Annotated in this window: 19 protein-coding genes and 1 riboswitch; of the genes, 15 read left to right on the forward strand and 4 right to left on the reverse strand. The window is 46.7% G+C overall.

All coding sequences use genetic code 11. The features are described 5' to 3' along the window. Positions 1–516: 516 nt before the first annotated feature. Complete coding sequence (locus PCH02S_RS26455) at positions 517–756, reverse strand: hypothetical protein (RefSeq protein WP_127457112.1); 240 nt, start codon at positions 754–756, stop codon at positions 517–519. A gap of 393 nt (positions 757–1149) precedes the next feature. On the opposite strand from PCH02S_RS26455, the gene PCH02S_RS26460 reads away from it, so the two are divergent. The 10 genes from PCH02S_RS26460 (at position 1150) to rsmI (ending at position 8507) form a co-directional block, all read left to right on the forward strand. Continuing rightward, complete coding sequence (locus PCH02S_RS26460) at positions 1150–1350, forward strand: sigma factor G inhibitor Gin (RefSeq protein WP_127457113.1); 201 nt, start codon at positions 1150–1152, stop codon at positions 1348–1350. Positions 1351–1445: 95 nt separating this feature from the next. Beyond that, positions 1446–2957 carry an aminotransferase class I/II-fold pyridoxal phosphate-dependent enzyme gene (locus PCH02S_RS26465; protein WP_127457114.1) on the forward strand — a complete coding sequence of 504 codons (1512 nt, stop codon included), beginning with the start codon at positions 1446–1448 and terminating at the stop codon, positions 2955–2957. 40 nt (positions 2958–2997) lie between these two features. Continuing rightward, positions 2998–3654: a dTMP kinase gene (gene tmk, locus PCH02S_RS26470; RefSeq protein WP_127457115.1), complete on the forward strand. Its 657-nt coding sequence runs from the start codon at positions 2998–3000 to the stop codon at positions 3652–3654. Positions 3655–3717: 63 nt separating this feature from the next. Beyond that, positions 3718–4047, forward strand: a complete 330-nt coding sequence (locus PCH02S_RS26475; RefSeq protein WP_079417169.1) for a cyclic-di-AMP receptor — start codon at positions 3718–3720, stop codon at positions 4045–4047. A 33-nt stretch (positions 4048–4080) separates the two neighbouring features. Continuing rightward, complete coding sequence (locus PCH02S_RS26480; protein WP_127457116.1) at positions 4081–4527, forward strand: YaaR family protein; 447 nt, start codon at positions 4081–4083, stop codon at positions 4525–4527. A gap of 16 nt (positions 4528–4543) precedes the next feature. Next, positions 4544–5521, forward strand: coding sequence for a DNA polymerase III subunit delta' (gene holB / locus PCH02S_RS26485; protein ID WP_127457117.1), 978 nt, complete (start codon positions 4544–4546; stop codon positions 5519–5521). Between the two features lies 1 nt (position 5522). Then, positions 5523–6326: a PSP1 domain-containing protein gene (locus PCH02S_RS26490; RefSeq protein ID WP_127457118.1), complete on the forward strand. Its 804-nt coding sequence runs from the start codon at positions 5523–5525 to the stop codon at positions 6324–6326. A 59-nt stretch (positions 6327–6385) separates the two neighbouring features. Continuing rightward, positions 6386–6727: a DNA replication initiation control protein YabA gene (gene yabA, locus PCH02S_RS26495; RefSeq protein WP_127457119.1), complete on the forward strand. Its 342-nt coding sequence runs from the start codon at positions 6386–6388 to the stop codon at positions 6725–6727. Between the two features lie 82 nt (positions 6728–6809). Beyond that, positions 6810–7565 carry a tRNA1(Val) (adenine(37)-N6)-methyltransferase gene (locus PCH02S_RS26500; protein WP_127457120.1) on the forward strand — a complete coding sequence of 252 codons (756 nt, stop codon included), beginning with the start codon at positions 6810–6812 and terminating at the stop codon, positions 7563–7565. A gap of 54 nt (positions 7566–7619) precedes the next feature. Beyond that, complete coding sequence (rsmI, locus tag PCH02S_RS26505; protein WP_127457121.1) at positions 7620–8507, forward strand: 16S rRNA (cytidine(1402)-2'-O)-methyltransferase; 888 nt, start codon at positions 7620–7622, stop codon at positions 8505–8507. 170 nt (positions 8508–8677) lie between these two features. Here the strand turns inward: rsmI and PCH02S_RS26510 are convergent, their stop codons facing one another. Next, entirely contained in the window at positions 8678–8932 is a 255-nt protein-coding gene (locus PCH02S_RS26510; RefSeq protein WP_127457122.1) for an AbrB/MazE/SpoVT family DNA-binding domain-containing protein, read from the reverse strand. Positions 8933–9303: 371 nt separating this feature from the next. Between PCH02S_RS26510 and PCH02S_RS26515 the strand changes: the two genes are divergently transcribed. Both PCH02S_RS26515 and PCH02S_RS26520 read left to right on the forward strand, forming a co-directional pair. Next, a complete protein-coding gene (locus PCH02S_RS26515) occupies positions 9304–10581 on the forward strand; it encodes an HD domain-containing protein (protein ID WP_127457123.1) in 1278 nt (425 codons plus the stop codon). 27 nt (positions 10582–10608) lie between these two features. After that, positions 10609–11376, forward strand: coding sequence for a TatD family hydrolase (locus tag PCH02S_RS26520; RefSeq protein ID WP_127457124.1), 768 nt, complete (start codon positions 10609–10611; stop codon positions 11374–11376). On the opposite strand, the gene PCH02S_RS26525 is transcribed toward PCH02S_RS26520, so the two are convergent. Both PCH02S_RS26525 and PCH02S_RS26530 read right to left on the reverse strand, forming a co-directional pair. Further along, a complete protein-coding gene (locus PCH02S_RS26525; protein WP_127457125.1) occupies positions 11362–12594 on the reverse strand; it encodes an ABC transporter permease in 1233 nt (410 codons plus the stop codon). The two genes, PCH02S_RS26520 and PCH02S_RS26525, sit on opposite strands and share 15 nt — an antisense overlap. Next, the gene (locus PCH02S_RS26530; RefSeq protein WP_127457126.1) at positions 12591–13334 is read right to left on the reverse strand and encodes an ABC transporter ATP-binding protein; all 744 of its coding nucleotides are present in this window, start codon (positions 13332–13334) and stop codon (positions 12591–12593) included. The genes PCH02S_RS26525 and PCH02S_RS26530 overlap by 4 nt, the downstream gene beginning before the upstream one ends. Before the next feature lie 282 nt (positions 13335–13616). Then, positions 13617–13810: riboswitch (cyclic di-AMP (ydaO/yuaA leader) on the forward strand. 290 nt (positions 13811–14100) lie between these two features. On the opposite strand from PCH02S_RS26530, the gene PCH02S_RS26535 reads away from it, so the two are divergent. The 3 genes from PCH02S_RS26535 to rsmA all read left to right on the forward strand — a co-directional run bounded on the left by PCH02S_RS26535 (position 14101) and on the right by rsmA (position 16898). Continuing rightward, positions 14101–15240: a 3D domain-containing protein gene (locus tag PCH02S_RS26535; protein ID WP_127457127.1), complete on the forward strand. Its 1140-nt coding sequence runs from the start codon at positions 14101–14103 to the stop codon at positions 15238–15240. Positions 15241–15356: 116 nt separating this feature from the next. Then, positions 15357–15899, forward strand: coding sequence for a ribonuclease M5 (gene rnmV / locus PCH02S_RS26540; protein WP_127457128.1), 543 nt, complete (start codon positions 15357–15359; stop codon positions 15897–15899). A gap of 90 nt (positions 15900–15989) precedes the next feature. Then, positions 15990–16898: a 16S rRNA (adenine(1518)-N(6)/adenine(1519)-N(6))-dimethyltransferase RsmA gene (gene rsmA / locus PCH02S_RS26545; protein ID WP_127457129.1), complete on the forward strand. Its 909-nt coding sequence runs from the start codon at positions 15990–15992 to the stop codon at positions 16896–16898. The last annotated feature ends 54 nt before the right edge of the window (positions 16899–16952 follow it).

Consider the following 16952-nt stretch of genomic DNA (forward strand, 5'->3'; position numbering starts at 1 on the left):
ACAGAAGAAAAGCCTTTTTGAGAGAAATCTCGGAAAGGCTTTTTGTATTTCATAAGCAACTTAAATGGCGAGATTCTCGCAAAGTGACACAAGGGAAGTATAGGCCACTAATTAATCCGATTTGGAAACTTTTCAGAGTTAAGTGGAACTACAGGGTCTTATTTGACCCCAACAGGCAGATTTTTAGCCAAAACAAACAGAATAACGGCTCGTAGATCCCTTTAAGAGTCGAATGGTTCGATTTTATCAGGAATAGCGGAACATAGTTCCCTCATGCTCATAATCTTGAGAAGGGGAGCTCGAAAGGCTACTCATTTGCAGAAAGTACATCAAAATCAACAGCCCCAGGCTCATCCACTAGAATCAGCGCAAACGGATCAATCCACCAAAAACGCTAGCGCTTTTTCATCAAAACTTGTTGGATCGCTTCAAAGCATTTAAAAAACCTGCATTATCTAGAGTTACTGTAGAAAGTGCAGGTCTACTTTTTATTGCAAGTAACAAGAGGTCTCTTTCTCAGAAATCTTCATTAAACCAGTTTTGCGATAAGGGCGGAACCGAAACAACATCCATAGCCGCGGCATGAGCATCCAAATGTGAAAGATCATGAAATAAATCAACCAAGGAGCCGGAATCCAAGGATACAGGATCGTAATCAGGGAAAGACCAATCCAGAACAGATGGAGCTGAACCTTGCCTACCAGCCGAACCGACGCATGGCCATCTGGCAGTGAGCCGCACCAGAATATACCCCATCGATAGGACCATCCTCTCATGGCCATTCCAATTGTAAATTGGAAATATGTTCGAACAAGCAGCGTATGGAAAACGAGTAAAAGCGGATAGCTGACTAATATTGGGAGCCAGTTTGCGGGGTCGAATTTGAAGAATAAGGCCAAGGCGAGAACTAGGAAGTAAAGAATCCTTTTATACAAAGAATGATAAATGCGCTTCACTAAAGTATAACTATAAATAGTAGATTGTTTGGAGAGATTGGGTTCCTGTTTTGTTGTCATGATGACCTCCGTAAGCCGGTTAACCTGATATAGAGGTAATATCGGCATATTCCTTCCAAGATATGAGCGTTTAGCTAGTTTAGGAGAATCGAGATTCGGATATACTAGTAGTAAAAGTACATGGGGTGATCATATGGAGGAGAACCGAATTGGGATATGTATGATCTGTGAGCAGCAGCGAAATGGCGGCATTCATATTATTACAGCTTTCATTTGTGATGAGTGCAGCGGTGAAATCGTCAAAACGAACGTGAACGATCAAAAATACCCATTCTTCGTAAATCAGATGAAAAAAGCTTTATACTTGGGGAACTCAAAACAATATATGAACTAATTAAGAGAAGCTTCTTTCTGGAAGCTTTTTTGTTTTTTATGCTTCAATCCACTACTATAAGGGTAGTAAGTAGAAAGTTCAAGGAGTCTATTCGAATGAGCAGCAATTACAATTCAGAAAAACAGTTCAAAGCGCCGCTGTATGAGGCAATGATAACTCATCAAGCAAAAAATCCGGTAAGTCTACATGTACCAGGCCACAAATCCGGTCAGGGGTTACTGGACGAAGGGGCACCTTTTTTTAAGCATATAATGGCGATTGATTATACGGAAATATCAGGTCTGGATGATTTGCATCATGCAGAGGGTGTCATTCTGGAGGCGGAGCAGTTAGCCGCAGCCTGCTTTGGGGCAGAGGAATCCCACTTTCTTATTGGTGGCAGTACGGTGGGGAATATCGCCATGATTGCTGCCGTCTGTGAGCGAGGTGATGTCATTCTTGTCCAAAGAAATGTACATAAATCAGTTATTCACGGATTAATGTTAGCTGGAGCGAGAGCTGTGTTCATATCACCTTCCATTGATCCGCAAACAGGTGTTGCCACAAGCGTACATATTGAAGCTGTGAAACAAGCGTTGCAACAATATCCGGAGGCTAAAGCTTTATTTTTGACCAATCCCAATTATTACGGCATGGGCGTTCATTTAACACCTTTTGCCAAGTTGATGCATGCACAGGGGAAAATGCTTTTGGTGGATGAGGCTCATGGTGCTCACTACGGATTTCATCCGGAGGTACCGGCCTCTGCGTTGTCGCAGGGAGCGGATGCAGTCGTGCAGTCTACGCATAAAATGCTTACCGCGATGACGATGGGAGCCATGCTTCATTTGAAGGGTTCGCGTATAAACAGGGAGGCGATTCGCGGGCTTTTGGGGATGCTGCAGAGTTCAAGTCCTTCGTATCCGATCATGGCATCGTTAGATTTGGCGAGAAAAAGAATGCATACGGAAGGGGAAGCCTGGCTGTCAGAAGGGATTATGCTTGTTAAAGAATTTAGATCCCTACTAGACGAAATGAACCGATTTGATTACTTTCCTAAGGAATTTCCGTTAACTAGAAGTGAAGGATATGAGACGGCAGATCCGTTTAAAGTGGCCATTTGTGATGCGACACAAACTTTAAGTGCTGCAGAGCTCAAGGAGAGATTAGAGGAGCAGGGCATTTACGTAGAAATGACGGATGGACGTCATGTGCTGCTTGTTTTCACATCGGCTACGAGTCGAACGGATTTAGAAAGGGTTATTGGCGTGCTAACCAACATTTGTTTGGACGTTCCAGCACAAAAGAAGGAACTTCATGCGCCTATCTCGAATATACTTAAATTACCCTACTACACACAAATCTCTTCACCAATTGTTTTTGATCTGAGAGACATCTCAAGAGAAGGGCGGGAAGTGGGAGCTTATCGACAGGTAAGCGTGGAGGATGCGGTTGGCAAGCGTTCTGCGGATATGGTGATCCCGTATCCACCAGGAATTCCTTATCTATACCCGGGTGAAGTTATTACGGAAACCGTGGCTGAGGCTTTACTACAATTAGCGGCAAACGGAATTAAGTTTCAAGGTACGGAATTTGGTCAGACACACAAGTTAAAGATATACACATAAACTATTATATGGACTGGTAAAGCAGCACGCAGGAGGAAGAGTGAACGGAATTTTCATTACTTTTGAAGGACCGGACGGTTCCGGAAAAACGACACAGCTCAAGAAATTAGGTGAAGAGCTTAAGAAATTAGGACATGATGTTCTGGTGACGAGAGAACCAGGGGGAACAGCAATCAGCGATAAGATTCGCAGTATTATTCTTGATCCTGTGAATGCAGAAATGGTCGATCAAGCGGAAGTGCTGCTATACGCGGCATCCCGAGCACAGCATGTGCATCAGTTGATTTTGCCGGCTCTGGAAGCTGGACGCATTGTCTTATGCGATCGTTTCATTGATGCAAGCGTTGCGTATCAGGGATATGGACTAGGCTTGGATGTTGAGCAAGTCAAAGCTATTTCACGCTATGCAAGCTCAGGCTTGCAAGCAACTCGAACATTTATTCTGGATGTTCCCGTAGAAGTCAGTATGGGGCGATTGCATCAAAGAGCATCGGGCGCAACAACCGCAGCGGAACAGCTGGATCGCATCGAACAGAAGCATGTGGATTACCACAGCCGGGTAAGGGAAGGATTCCACCAGATCGCATCCGATCATCCTGAGCGTGTAAGAGTGATTGACGCTAACCGCAGTGTAGAGGAGATTGCAGCAGATATTTGGAGTCAGTGTAACCGTTTGCTTGAGGAACATTTTGCTTAGGAACATTTTTCCGTGAGAAGCAGAAAATCCATTCTTAGTTTATAATAAGAGGAGGCAACCCCTATGAAACTAGTCGTAGCTGTTGTACAAGATAAGGACAGTAACCGTCTCTCCAATGCGTTAATTAAAGAAGGTTTTCGCGCTACGAAGCTGGCAAGTACAGGCGGTTTTCTACGTGCAGGAAATACGACTTTCATGATCGGTACGGAAGATGAGAGAGTGCAAGAGGTTATGCAGGTCATTCGCGCCAATTGCAAAATTCGGGAACAGCTTGTTACACCGGTTTCTCCAATGGGAGGAACGACAGATTCTTATATTCCATTCCCAGTGGAAGTCCAAGTGGGTGGAGCCGCGGTATTCGTATTGCCGGTTGAACGCTTCGAGCATTACTAAATAATAGATGACCTAAATAAGGATGGATGCGTCTTGAAAATTAATCCGGGGTGGCAGCCCATTGGTAAGAACGTCAAAGTGAATGAGAACGTACCGCCGCCACAGATGGCCCCCCGGAATTTCTCAGACATTATGCAGCAGCAGGATGAGAAATTTACGCAGGAGCAATTGTCCAAAATGGTGCAGCAGATTACGCTGCAAGGCGACCGTCTTTCACGGGCGATGACTGTGAGAGAGCTTCTCCAGTATAAATTGCTGATTAAGCAATTTCTGGAGGAGACGGCTCGCCGAGGTGTCAATTTACGAGATACGAAGGGCTGGGATCGTCGCGGCCGTTCGAAGCGATATAAGCTTTTGGAAGAAATCGATCAAGAGCTCCTCTCGTTAGCGGACGAATTGCTGGAGAGCGAGCAGGGTCGTATTGAGATTTTGCAAAAAATCGGAGAAATCCGCGGCATGTTGATTAACTTGTTATTTTAGGATGGTGCGATAACGAATGTCCTTCCAGACCATACCGGGGCAAGCAGCGGCAAAGCAACTTCTGCAGAACGGGCTGCGACAAGACAAGCTGTCACACGCCTATATATTTAGTGGGCCTGTGGGGACAGGGCGTTCCGAAATGGCGATAGCCTTGGCGAAAGCGATTTATTGTCAGAACGGAACGGATGACGCTTGCGGTGAATGCTTGGAGTGCCGCAAAGTGGAGCACAGCAATCATCCCGATCTGCATATCGTTGCACCTGAAGGGGCCTCAATCAAGATTGAGCAAATTCGGGAGCTTCAGAAGGAATTTGCTTACCGTGCGACAGCTTCCGGCACGAAAATATATGTTCTGCACCATGCAGAGAAAATGACTGTACAGGCAGCAAATAGCCTTTTGAAATTTCTAGAAGAACCAACTTCCAGGGTCGTGGCTATTCTCATCACCGAGAATGGAAATGCCTTATTACCAACGATTCAGTCGAGAGCACAGTGGATTCAATTCACTCCGATGGCGCGTGAGCAGATGGTGCTGACGCTGCTCGAAGAAGGATTTCCAGCTGCTCTTGTGCAGCCAGCAGCCCATTTAACAGCAGGATTACAAGCGGCCAGAGAGCTAATCGGAGCGAATTGGTTTGCAGAAATGAGAACCGTAATGTTACAATTAGCGAAGGAGACGCTCACACGTTTTCCTACTTCTATGATTACGGTTCAGCAACGAATTGTGAAATCAGAACTTGCAGAACACATGTCGAGTCTTTTCGACTTGTTGATTCTCTGGTTTAAAGATATGGTGCAACTGCGCCTTGAGCGCAGGGACAGGCTTGTATATAATGACCAGCTAGACTGGATGAGCTCTCTGGCGTTAAGCCGGGATGTCTCAGTCTGGGTGCGTATGATGGAGCAAGCCGTAGATTTACAAAAGCGACTGCGCTTCAACGCCAACTCTCAGCTGGTTATAGAGAAAATGCTCGTGGAGATGCAGGGGGTGTAAGATGTATTCGGTTGTAGGCGTCCGCTTCAAAAAAGCGGGTAAAATATATTATTTTGACCCAATCGATTTGCCGATTGAGCAAGAAAGTGCCGTTATTGTTGAAACCGCTCGCGGTGTTGAATACGGCAAGGTTGTAGTGGGCAAGAAGATTGTCAAAGAAAATGATGTCGTTCTTCCACTCAAAAAGGTCATTCGCATCGCGGATGATTCGGATGCTGACTTGGTTGAAGAGAATAAAAAAGCAGCCAAAGATGCCTTCCAAACGTGCCACGACAAGATCAGAGATCATAGTCTTAAGATGAAGCTTGTGGACGTAGAGTATACCTTTGACCGCAATAAAATTATTTTTTATTTTACAGCCGAGGGGCGCGTTGATTTCCGGGAACTCGTGAAAGATTTGGCGAGCATTTTCCGGACAAGAATCGAACTGCGTCAAATTGGTGTGCGGGACGAAGCGAAGATGTTAGGCGGTATTGGTCCGTGTGGGCGGATTTTATGCTGTTCATCATTTTTAGGTGATTTTGAGCCGGTATCCATCAAGATGGCCAAAGATCAGAATTTATCGCTGAATCCGACGAAGATCTCGGGTTTATGCGGCCGGTTAATGTGCTGCTTGAAGTACGAGCATGATAATTATGAAAGTGCGAAGGATTCTCTGCCAACCGTTGGAAGGCATGTGATCACTTCTTTTGGTAATGGTAAAGTACTAGGGTTAAATATCAGTGAGCGTACCGCGAAGGTTCAATTATTCGACCTTGGTAAAGCACTTGATTTACCTTTCGATGATGTAGTTGAACAAGAGTAGCGGCATAGGATCCAAGGAGGCGCTGGCCAGTAAGCATGCATGGCACTAGAGGTGAAAGCGTGGATAAACAGGATATTTTTGGACAAATAGATGGGATCGAAGAACGAATGGGTGCCACTTATGCCGAGTTGGGTGCCTTAAAGAAACAAATCATTATACTCATCGAAGAAAATAAGAGACTAAGCATAGAAAATCAGCAACTGCGCAAGTTGATTCGACAAGAGGAAACGACGGTCGAACAGCCTGTCGGAGAGGCGGAGGAAACGGTTTCGTTACCGGGAGCCGGATATGATAATTTGACCCGCTTGTACAATGAAGGATTTCACATATGCAATGTGTATTATGGACACCTTCGGACTGAGGGAGATTGTTTGTTTTGCTTATCCTTTTTAAATAAATAAGTGTGTTTGACCGTAGGGGTTTATGCCTTACGGTTTTTTTCCATAGATGAGCGAGGACTAGAAAGGAAATGAAGAACAGCGTATGGTGCCTTTACGACCGACTGAAAGAATTGACGATTTATTAACGTATGATTTAAAAATAATTCAAAGCGAGGAAGTGTTCAGTTTTTCGATGGATGCTGTCCTGCTTGGGCGATTTTGCAGTTTGCCGCCGAAGGGCCGGGTTATCGACTTATGTACAGGCAACGGTGTCGTGCCGCTGCTCTTGTCTACTCGAACGAAGGCAGACATCTGGGGCGTCGAAATCCAGGAGCGCCTTGCGGATATGGCGGTTCGCAACGCTTTGCTCAATGATTTAGGCGAGAGGCTGCATATGATACAAGGCGACTTAAAGACCATTCATGGCACTTTAGGCCACGGCCAATTCGATGCTGTAACGGTGAATCCGCCTTATCTGCCTGTGCCGAATGGGGAGCAGAACGTGAACGAGCATTTTGCGGCAGCGCGTCATGAAATCCACTGTAACTTGGAAGATGTGATAGCTGCATGTGCGAAGCTGGTCAAAGCAGGTGGTAAAGTGGCCATGGTTCACCGGGCAACACGATTGGTTGATATTATCAGTCTAATGAGGAGATACCGTCTGGAGCCGAAAAGAATTCGGTACGTGCACGCACGCGCTGGGGAAGAGGCGATGATGGTGCTGATCGAGGGAATGAAGGATGGCAAGCCGGAAATTCGTACACTGCCTCCGCTTATCGTGTATGACGAAAACCAGGAGTACTGTAAGGAATTGAAGGAAATTTATTACGGGGGCAGAGCTTCCTTAGAGTTTTCATAAAAATAAATATTAGCGTATATGGAAGCATATGACTAAAGTGAAGAGGGACAAACTGTGGGTATAAATGTGCAAAAAAGTTATCGAGAGGACGGAAATAGCTCGGGTACGCTCTACCTGGTTGCCACACCGATCGGCAACCTTGAAGACATGACCTTTCGGGCGATTCGCATCCTGAAGGAAGTGAACCTGATTGCCGCCGAAGATACGCGGCAAACCCGCAAGCTGCTGACACACTTCGAAATCGCTACGCGAATCGTCAGCTATCACGAACACAACAAGCAGGCAAGCGGCCCCGAACTCGTCCGCTTGCTGCTTGAAGGGCAGAGCATCGCGCTAGTCAGCGATGCAGGACTGCCGGCCATCTCCGATCCAGGTTATGACCTGGTGAGGATGGCCGTAGAGCAGGGCGCGCCGGTGGTGCCTGTCCCCGGCGCGAATGCGGCCCTGTCGGCGCTGATTGCATCAGGCCTGCCGACAGAGCGGTTTGCCTTCGTCGGATTTCTCCCCCGGGAGAAAAAGGATCAGACGAAGGTGCTTGAAGGGCTGCAGCACGTGCAGGACACGCTGCTGTTCTATGAATCGCCGCACCGCGTCGACAAAACACTTGCCCGCATGGCGGAAGTGTGGGGGCCGGAGCGCCGGGTTTGTCTCGCCCGCGAGCTGACGAAGCGGTACGAGGAGTTTCTGCGGGGCACGATATCTGAGTGCCTCGAGTATCTCGCGCAGCACCCGCCGCAGGGGGAGTACTGCATGATCGTCGAAGGCGCGTCGGCAGAAAGCGCCAAAGAAGCTGCCGACGGTTGGTGGGAGGCGATGTCGCTAGGCGAGCATGTCGAGCACTATGAGGGGCAGGGCAGCGACCGGAAGGAAGCGATGAAGCAGGTTGCGAGCGATCGCGGACTATCCAAGCGGGATGTTTACAACGCATTGCTTGAGCGCTAAGCGCTCGGGCGGTGTAATGTGTTGGCTGACTGTAGCGCTGCAAAAAAAGTCCAGACAAAAAAAGATCTCTAATCCGTGGCCGAAGCCAACAAATTAGAGATTAGAGGAGATATGAAAAAGGTTAGAATTACCAATAGGATAAGTGCTACTTCTATTATATACTATTTTTCTTATTTTGTCACAGGTGTTGGCATTTCCGCTAAACAAATATGACAAACAATTTTTCCCTTAAAGTAAGAGACGCCTTCAGCGTTGCCACAGAAGATACAAGCAGGCTCATATTTCTTAAGCATGATACGCTCGCCATCTACGTAAATTTCAAGAGCGTCTTTCTCGCCAATTCCAAGTGTACGGCGAAGTTCAATTGGAATAACAACACGCCCCAATTCGTCAACTTTTCTTACAATGCCCGTAGATTTCATCATATATATAAACCCCTTTCGATTTTATAAAAATTTTATCAATATCGTCATGTTTCGACATATCTCTTAAACTAATGATACCAACCATTCCCAAAATAGTCAACCATATTTTCGCTAGTTTGGGCGCGTAGACAATAATTTTTTGAAATCTGATCACATCTAAAAAGAGAGGAAAAGCCAAGTGGAATAAGGATTAGTAAATAATATATTACTATTGGATGTGAGAAAAGGTGGATTTAACCAATTCATTTATGCGGATGAAAGCAATGAAAAATTGGGATTAGTAAATTCGACAAATTACGACATATATGTCGATATGATGGTGTGAAATGTCGAAAAGATGTAGAATTTTAATAAAGAGAGGTTGTGGTTGAATGAAGGAAGAGAAGGTTTTTAAAGATCCCGTTCATAAATACATTTACGTGCAGGATAACACGATCTGGGATTTGATTAATACGCGAGAGTTCCAGAGGCTGCGCCGCATCCGGCAATTAGGAACCTCTTATTTAACTTTTCATGGCGCCGAGCACAGCCGATTCTCGCATTCGCTCGGTGTGTACGAGATCACGCGCAAAATTATTTCTCAATTCGAACGCAATCAATATGAAGATTGGCCGAAGGAAGAGCGCCTGATCTGTCTTTGTGCGGCATTATTGCACGATTTGGGGCATGGGCCTTTCTCCCATTCCATTGAGAAGGCTTTTGGAACCCGACATGAGGATTGGTCTTGTAAAATCGTGTTGGGGGATACGGAGGTCAATAAAGTTCTGAGCCGGGTTTCGCCTGATTTTCCCAAAAAAGTGGCGGGAGTCATTTGCAAATCCTACAATGAAGAAATCGTTGTAAGCCTGGTGTCGTCTCAATTGGACGCCGATCGGATGGACTACCTGTTAAGAGACGCCTATTTTACGGGTGTTAATTACGGGACGTTCGATTTGGAGCGTATTCTCCGAGTTATCCGGCCCTATCGTGGGCATATTGTCGTTAAAGAAAGCGGTATGCATGCTGTAGAAGATTATCTCATGTCACGCTATCAGATGTATTGGCAGGTCTATTTCCATCCGGTGACGCGGAGCGCGGAAATTCTGCTGCACAAAATCTTTGCGCGCGCCAAACATTTATATGAAGATAACTATACGTTTGGTTTTATGACGGATCCCATCCTGCACCTGATTCAGAATAAGATTTCACTTGAAGATTATTTGCTTCTGGATGAATCTGTTATGCAGGCAATGCTAACGTTTTGGATGAGTGAGAAGGATCCTATCCTTGCCGATATGTGTAAGCGATTCTTAGACCGCAAATTGTATAAATACAGTACTTTTGATGAGTCGAATCAGCGTATGATTCAGCTTATGGAGAAAGTCATGGCCGAGGTTGGGCTCGATCCAATCTATTACATGGAAATTGATTTCCCGTCGAATCAATCCTATGATGTGTACAGGCCGGGAGAGACGGAGGATAATTTACCGATTTTGCTTTTGGATCATAAAGAGACGCTGACTGAAATCACTCACCGCTCGGAAATCGTGCAGTCGATTAGCGGCTTTCAAATGGGTAAACATCATGTCTATTACCCCGAGGAGTTGCTTGAGCGTCTGAATGCTTCTGAATATCCGGAGCTTTGGGAGATGCTAGGCGAGCAGGAATAATACATAAGAAGAAGTAAGGAGAAGAACATGCTAACAGACTCACATACTCATTTGAATGCGGAACAATTTCAGGAAGATCAGGACGAGGTTATACAACGTGCACGTGAAGCCGGTGTTACTAGAATGGTGAATGTTGGCTTTAATCGTGAAACAATTCCCAGTTCAATAGCACTTGCCGAAAAATACGATTTTATCTATACAACAGTAGGTTGGCACCCAGTAGATGCAATTGATATGATGCCAGGAGATTTGGAATGGATCGAATCGCTGTGTCAGCACGAAAAAGTGGTGGCAATTGGAGAAATCGGGCTTGATTACTATTGGGATAAATCGCCTAAAGATGTACAGCAGCGGGTTTTTCGGGAGCAGATCAGGTTGGCTCGAAAGCTTCAAATGCCGATTGTAATTCATAACCGAGATGCGCATCAGGATATTTTGACTATTTTAAAAGAGGAGAAAGCAGCTGAAGTCGGGGGGATCATGCATTGCTTTTCGGGGAGCTGGGAGACGGCAAAGCAGTGTTTGGATATGAATTTCCATATTTCCTTCGGAGGCCCTGTCACTTTCAAAAATGCAAAGCAGCCCAAGGAAGTGCTGGCGCAGGTTCCTTTGGACCGCTTACTCATCGAGACGGATGCTCCTTACTTGACCCCGCATCCTTTCCGCGGCAAGCGCAATGAATCGGCTTATGTTCGGTTGGTTGCCGAAACGGCCGCGGAAATCAAGGGCATAAGTCTGGAAGAACTTGCAGAAATTACGACAAACAACGCCATTGCCTTGTTAGGTCTCAAGTAAAGCATTTTTTGCGAATTTTCGTCGTAGAAACACTCCGCAGCTGAGTGAGATAAAGAGGAAGCCGATGAGCGGCACGACAATGTAGATGAGTGAAGATCGAATCATGAACGGAATCGAAAGCATACATAACTCCAGCAGCAAGGCTGACCAAATGATGAAGGCTAGGGAGCCGGCTTTCAACTGACGGTTAAGCGGGTACATGTCGAGCCAAAAGGTATAGCGGTGTGAACGCTCAAGTGGCGTTAGCTGAACCATGGAAATAATCAAAGCGATAAAGAAGATGAGCAGTCTCGCTGTGCTGCTGCTTGAAACGGCTATGGCTAATGTGCCTAGTAAGGATATACGTAGGACAATCGCGAATAGCTCTGTACGTAGAAATGTTTTCATATATATGTAGAGATAGGCAGCATCCTGTTTAAAAGGAATAAATCTTGTGACCCCGCTGATCCAGCTTCGGCGGGCTATTCGCGTTCCCAATTGTGGAACATCCACGAACCAGTTGAAAAAGGCATATAGTCGTGCCTGCTGCTGCCGTTCCTTCGCAATGAGATAATCCCATCCGATGTAGTATTTAGATACGTAATGCGTAGCTGTTAACCAAGCCAGTGTAAGTACAAGAGCAGCTCCGCTTGCCCATAGAACGCTTGTCAGAAATTGCAGAGAAATCAGGACGGCTGTTGCCAGCCAGCGGAAGCTAACGGAGACCCTTCTTGCCCGCTCATGAGTGAATCGGCTTTCTTGCCAGCTGGCCAATAAATGGCCTACCTTCATTAATAGAAGCAAGGCAAGCATCCATAAGAAATGCTGCTCATCGCGGCCAAGGCAGTGATGATACAAGGGCCATAGGACAACCCATGCCAGAAATGTCCAGAAGGCTTGCAGCACTAAGCTGTACATGAATCCGCCGCGGAAGTAAGGACCCATCTGATGTTCAACGCGCAGCAGAAACATCCGGTCTGCGCTTCTGGCTAGCGTGCGAATGGGGCTTGAGGCTAGCAAAGGAACCAGCAGCAAAAGGACGATCCACAGATAAGGATAATCTGTCGGAAGGCGCTGTAGTATTTTTGCATAATAATAGGAAGAAAGGATGACAAGAAATAGCAGGAAGCCAAAAAAATTGCTGCGCGCTGCATACTGCAGGTAACCCATGGATTCCTTCATATAATGTTCAAATCTCTTCTGCCACAGGGCACGGGTATCCATGTCCATTGCCTTCATACCAATTCTCCTTTTACAAGCTTATAAAAGATGTCGTCCAATGACGCTTGCTGGAGTCCTGTCTGCTGACGTAATTCGACTAAATCGCCTTGGGCGACCATATGTCCTTTGTGCAGGACGACATAGTTATCGCAATATTTTTCAATCGTAGACAAAATATGCGAGGATATGAGAAATGACGCGCCACGTCGCTTCATTTTGACCATCAACTCCAGCAATGAGCGGATGGCTAGCGGATCGAGCCCGAGAAAAGGCTCATCAATGATGTAGAGAGAAGGTTCGATCAGGAATGCATTCATGATCATGACCTTTTGCTTCATCCCTTTGGATAAATGGCTTGCGAAAGAGTTAAGCTTGTCCTGCATGTGGAACTGCTCGAGCAGAGCCTGTGAGCGGGAGAGATAGTCATCTTTCGTTAAGCCGTAAGCCATGGCCGTTAACTCCAGATGCTCACGAATCGTAAGCTCTTCATATAGTTCTGGACTTTCAGGTACATAAGCGTAAGTGGAACGGTAAGGCAGCGGATCTTCGGCAAGCGTCAAACCGTTAATTTTTATCGAACCCCTTTGTGGTTGAAGCAGTCCAAGGATGTTCTTGATGGTCGTACTTTTTCCTGCGCCGTTCAATCCAATTAATCCCATCATTTCACCTTGGCGGATGGAAAATGTGAGGTCGTGAAGAACGGGTTTATTTGGTAAATATCCCCCGAATAAAGCGTCAACTTGTAATATGGGACCCATCTCAGCGCCTCCCTAAATAGCTAATTATTGGAATTTAGATACGTGTTTCATACCTGATAATTATAAACAAATTTAGTTTCGAAGCCTAGTTTAAGAGTGAAAACACGAAGAAACTTAGTATTCGTACGTTATAATGAGTTAGATGTAGATAAAAGGTGGTTTTATCTTAAAAATAAGCTATTTTTAATCGATTTAGCCCTTTTTAGTAGGTGTTAATCCCTTTACAGGCAGAGATTAACAGCGTAATATACTTTTCATAATAACTTAATAACCAATTTGCCATTTTTCCATTCGCTGAGTTCCAATTATGGGAACGGGGGAACCACTGTTAACTTATAAAGCGCCAACGCTGACGAAGTGAACAGAGTGAGTAACAGGGGTGAATCTTGGACGTTGAACGAAAGTTTACGTCTGAGTAGGGCGACTCTCACGTCCGAATCCGTCAGCTAACCTCGTAAGCGTAAGAGAGGTAACGATTGTCGTGCGTGCTATTTGTGTATTTTTACTATGCAAACTAAGCCAGCGAGAAGAGTCCTCTTCTTGCTGGCTTTTTGTCCCCATAAGGACCTTTAACTGTTTCGGACGACTAATCGTAACCCGGAATTCATAGGATGATGAATAGCAAAGCGGGGTGGGACGACCAGAACGCAGCTGTTTCCAAACAACTGCCGATGGACGACACGTTAAGTTAAATTAAAAACCTTAGTCGCGTCAAATTTAATCATGCTGTAACCTGGCGGCGAGGCTTTGAAGGAGGACCGAAGAAGTGGGCAGTATCTCTTTTAGCGAGACCCATGTAAAACGATCATCCAGCATGTCCTTCGCATTGCGATGGAAGCATGAAAACTTGCGTTTGATTTTAAGCCTGGCTATAATCTCAATCGCAATGACTTTCATGTTTTTGGTGTTGTTGTACGGTACGGCTACCAAGAGCGTATCCGTGGTTGTGAATGGACAAGAAACCGTTGTGCATACGAAGCAATGGGTCCTGCAACGCCTACTGGATGAACAAGCCATAACGATTGGTGAACACGATGAAATATCTGCAGACCCTACGGCTACAATCAAGGGCGGGGACAAATTCGTCATCGAACACGCTTCTCCAATTCAATTGACTGCTGATGGAAAGACCACCACTGTTTACACAACTGCAAGAACGGTTGAAAGTGCATTGCAACGTTTACATATTGCACTTGGGGAGCACGATAAGCTGACTCCCGAACCGACAGCCTCTTTGAGCACTGGCGATGAAATCAAAATCGTTCGTGTGAAAAAAGAGACGGAAGAAGTTACTGAGCCGATCGCATTCGACACGGAAAAGAAAAATGATGCATCGTTGCTTAAGGGTAAAGAGCAGGTCGTTCAAGAAGGTAAAGAGGGCGTACTTCTGAAAAAGAAAGAGAAGACTTACGAAGATGGCGTATTAGTTGCAGAAGCTGTTGTAGGTCAAGAAGTACAGGAACAAAGCGTTAAGAAAGTTGTGTCGGTTGGCACAAAAAATCCCGTTGTTGCTCTATCGGCATCGTCCCCTAGCGTGGATGAAGTCTCTAAAAATGGTGTAACATTTGGATATAAACAAATCCTCAAGAACGTGAAGCTCACGGCTTATTCAGCGGGAGCGGATTCGACAGGCAAAGCCGAAGGTTCTCCTGGGTATGGGAAAACCTATACAGGAACGACAGTTACTGAGGGCAGAACGATTGCGGTAGATCCGAAAGTTATCCCACTGGGATGGTGGGTTTACATTGAGGGTGTTGGTTTCCGTCGTGCTGAAGACATTGGTAGCGGTGTGAAAGGCCAAATGATCGATGTCTACTTTGAAGATCATGGCTACGCCAATAAATTCGGAACGAAACAAGGGTATACGGTCTATGTCGTAGGACCGAAAAAGCCGTCTGAAAATTAACGTGTAAACGTCTGTTTCAGCGGGAACAATGTCAATATACGGTGCCAGGCAAGCAGCCTGGGCGAAAGAAGAGGGAACCCCTCTTCTTTTTCTGCGTACTGGGAAGGGAACCGATTATGATTAAAGAAGTCATCGTCGTTGAAGGCAAGGACGATACGGCCGCTATTCGCCGAGCCGTCGAGGCGGATACGATAGAGACAGGCGGCTCAGCCATCGGGCAAGCTGTATTGAAGCGAATAGCCCTCGCGCAGCAGCGCAGAGGCGTCATTATATTTACGGATCCGGATCACGCAGGTGAGCGGATACGGAAGATTGTGGCAGCCAAGGTGCCGGGCTGCAAGCATGCCTTTATCACGCAGGCGCAGGCCGAATATAAGGGCGACATTGGCGTCGAGAACGCAGCGCCGGAGATTGTCCGTGAGGCGCTCCGGAACCTGCGGACAGAGTACGACGGGGCTGTCTCGCAGCTTACCATGGAGGATCTCATCGCCGCAGGCTTGATTGTTCATCCGGAGGCGGCTTCCCGGAGGCTCATCGTTGGCAATGCCCTTGGTATCGGCTACTGCAATGGCAAACAATTTTATAAGCGATGTGCGATGTTCCAGATCTCGCGCGAGGAATTTGAGGCAGCCTTGGAGCATCTGGAATCGAAGATATAGTGAAATAAGATATAGTGAAAGTGAAGTAAGGTGTGACAGCGGAAATCAGAATTCAGGATTCAGAACCTATAGATAAATGAGGGCTACATAATGACTATACCCGGCAGTGAAGTGATTGTAACAGCAGAAGATGTCGCAACACCCAGTAAGACGAAACAAATTATAAAAAAGCACAATCTTGTACTCAAAAAGAGTCTGGGCCAGAACTTCCTGATTGACCAGAACATCCTGGGCAAGATCGTTTCGGCTGCGGAGCTTGGGCCTAACAAGGGCGCGCTGGAAGTCGGCCCTGGCATCGGGGCGCTCACCCAGCAGCTGGCCAAGCTCGCAGGGCGCGTCTTGGCCGTGGAGATCGATCAGCGTCTCCTGCCTATCCTAGGCGAGACGCTGGAGCCTTATCCCCATGCGAGTGTCGTGCATGGCGATATTTTGAAGACGGACCTGCCGGAATTGTTCCGGCAGCATTTTGACGGGCTGGATGGCGTCAGTGTCGTCGCCAATCTGCCCTACTACATCACGACGCCGATCATTATGAAGCTTCTCGAAGAGAAGCTTCCCTTGGAGAACATCGTCGTGATGATTCAAAAAGAGGTGGCCGACCGCATGGCGGCTCGCCCGGGCACCAAAGATTACGGCAGCCTCAGCATTGCCGTGCAGTTCCACTGCGAGCCGGAGCTTGTCACGATCGTGCCGCGCACCGTCTTCGTGCCGCAGCCGAACGTTGACTCTGCCGTCATCCGGCTGCGTGTGCGCAAAACCCCGCCGGTGGAGGTGGCGGACGTGGACTTCTTCTTCGCTGTCGTTCAGGCGTCCTTCGTCCAGCGGCGCAAAACCTTGTACAACAACCTCGCTGCGCGGTTCTTTACCAAAGAAAACAAATCGGAGCTGGAAACTCTGCTCCATAGCATCAACATCGAACCTTCGCGCCGCGGCGAAACGCTCAGCATGGACGAATTCGCGCGCTTGTCGACTGCGCTTCGCGCGCACGGCTGTAAATAACCCGCACCAAATGCCCAGCCCCGCCATAGGATAACCCATGGAGGGGATTTGTGC

This window comes from Paenibacillus chondroitinus NBRC 15376 (assembly GCF_004000765.1).
GTDB classification, from domain to species: Bacteria; Bacillota; Bacilli; order Paenibacillales; family NBRC-103111; genus Paenibacillus_E; species Paenibacillus_E chondroitinus.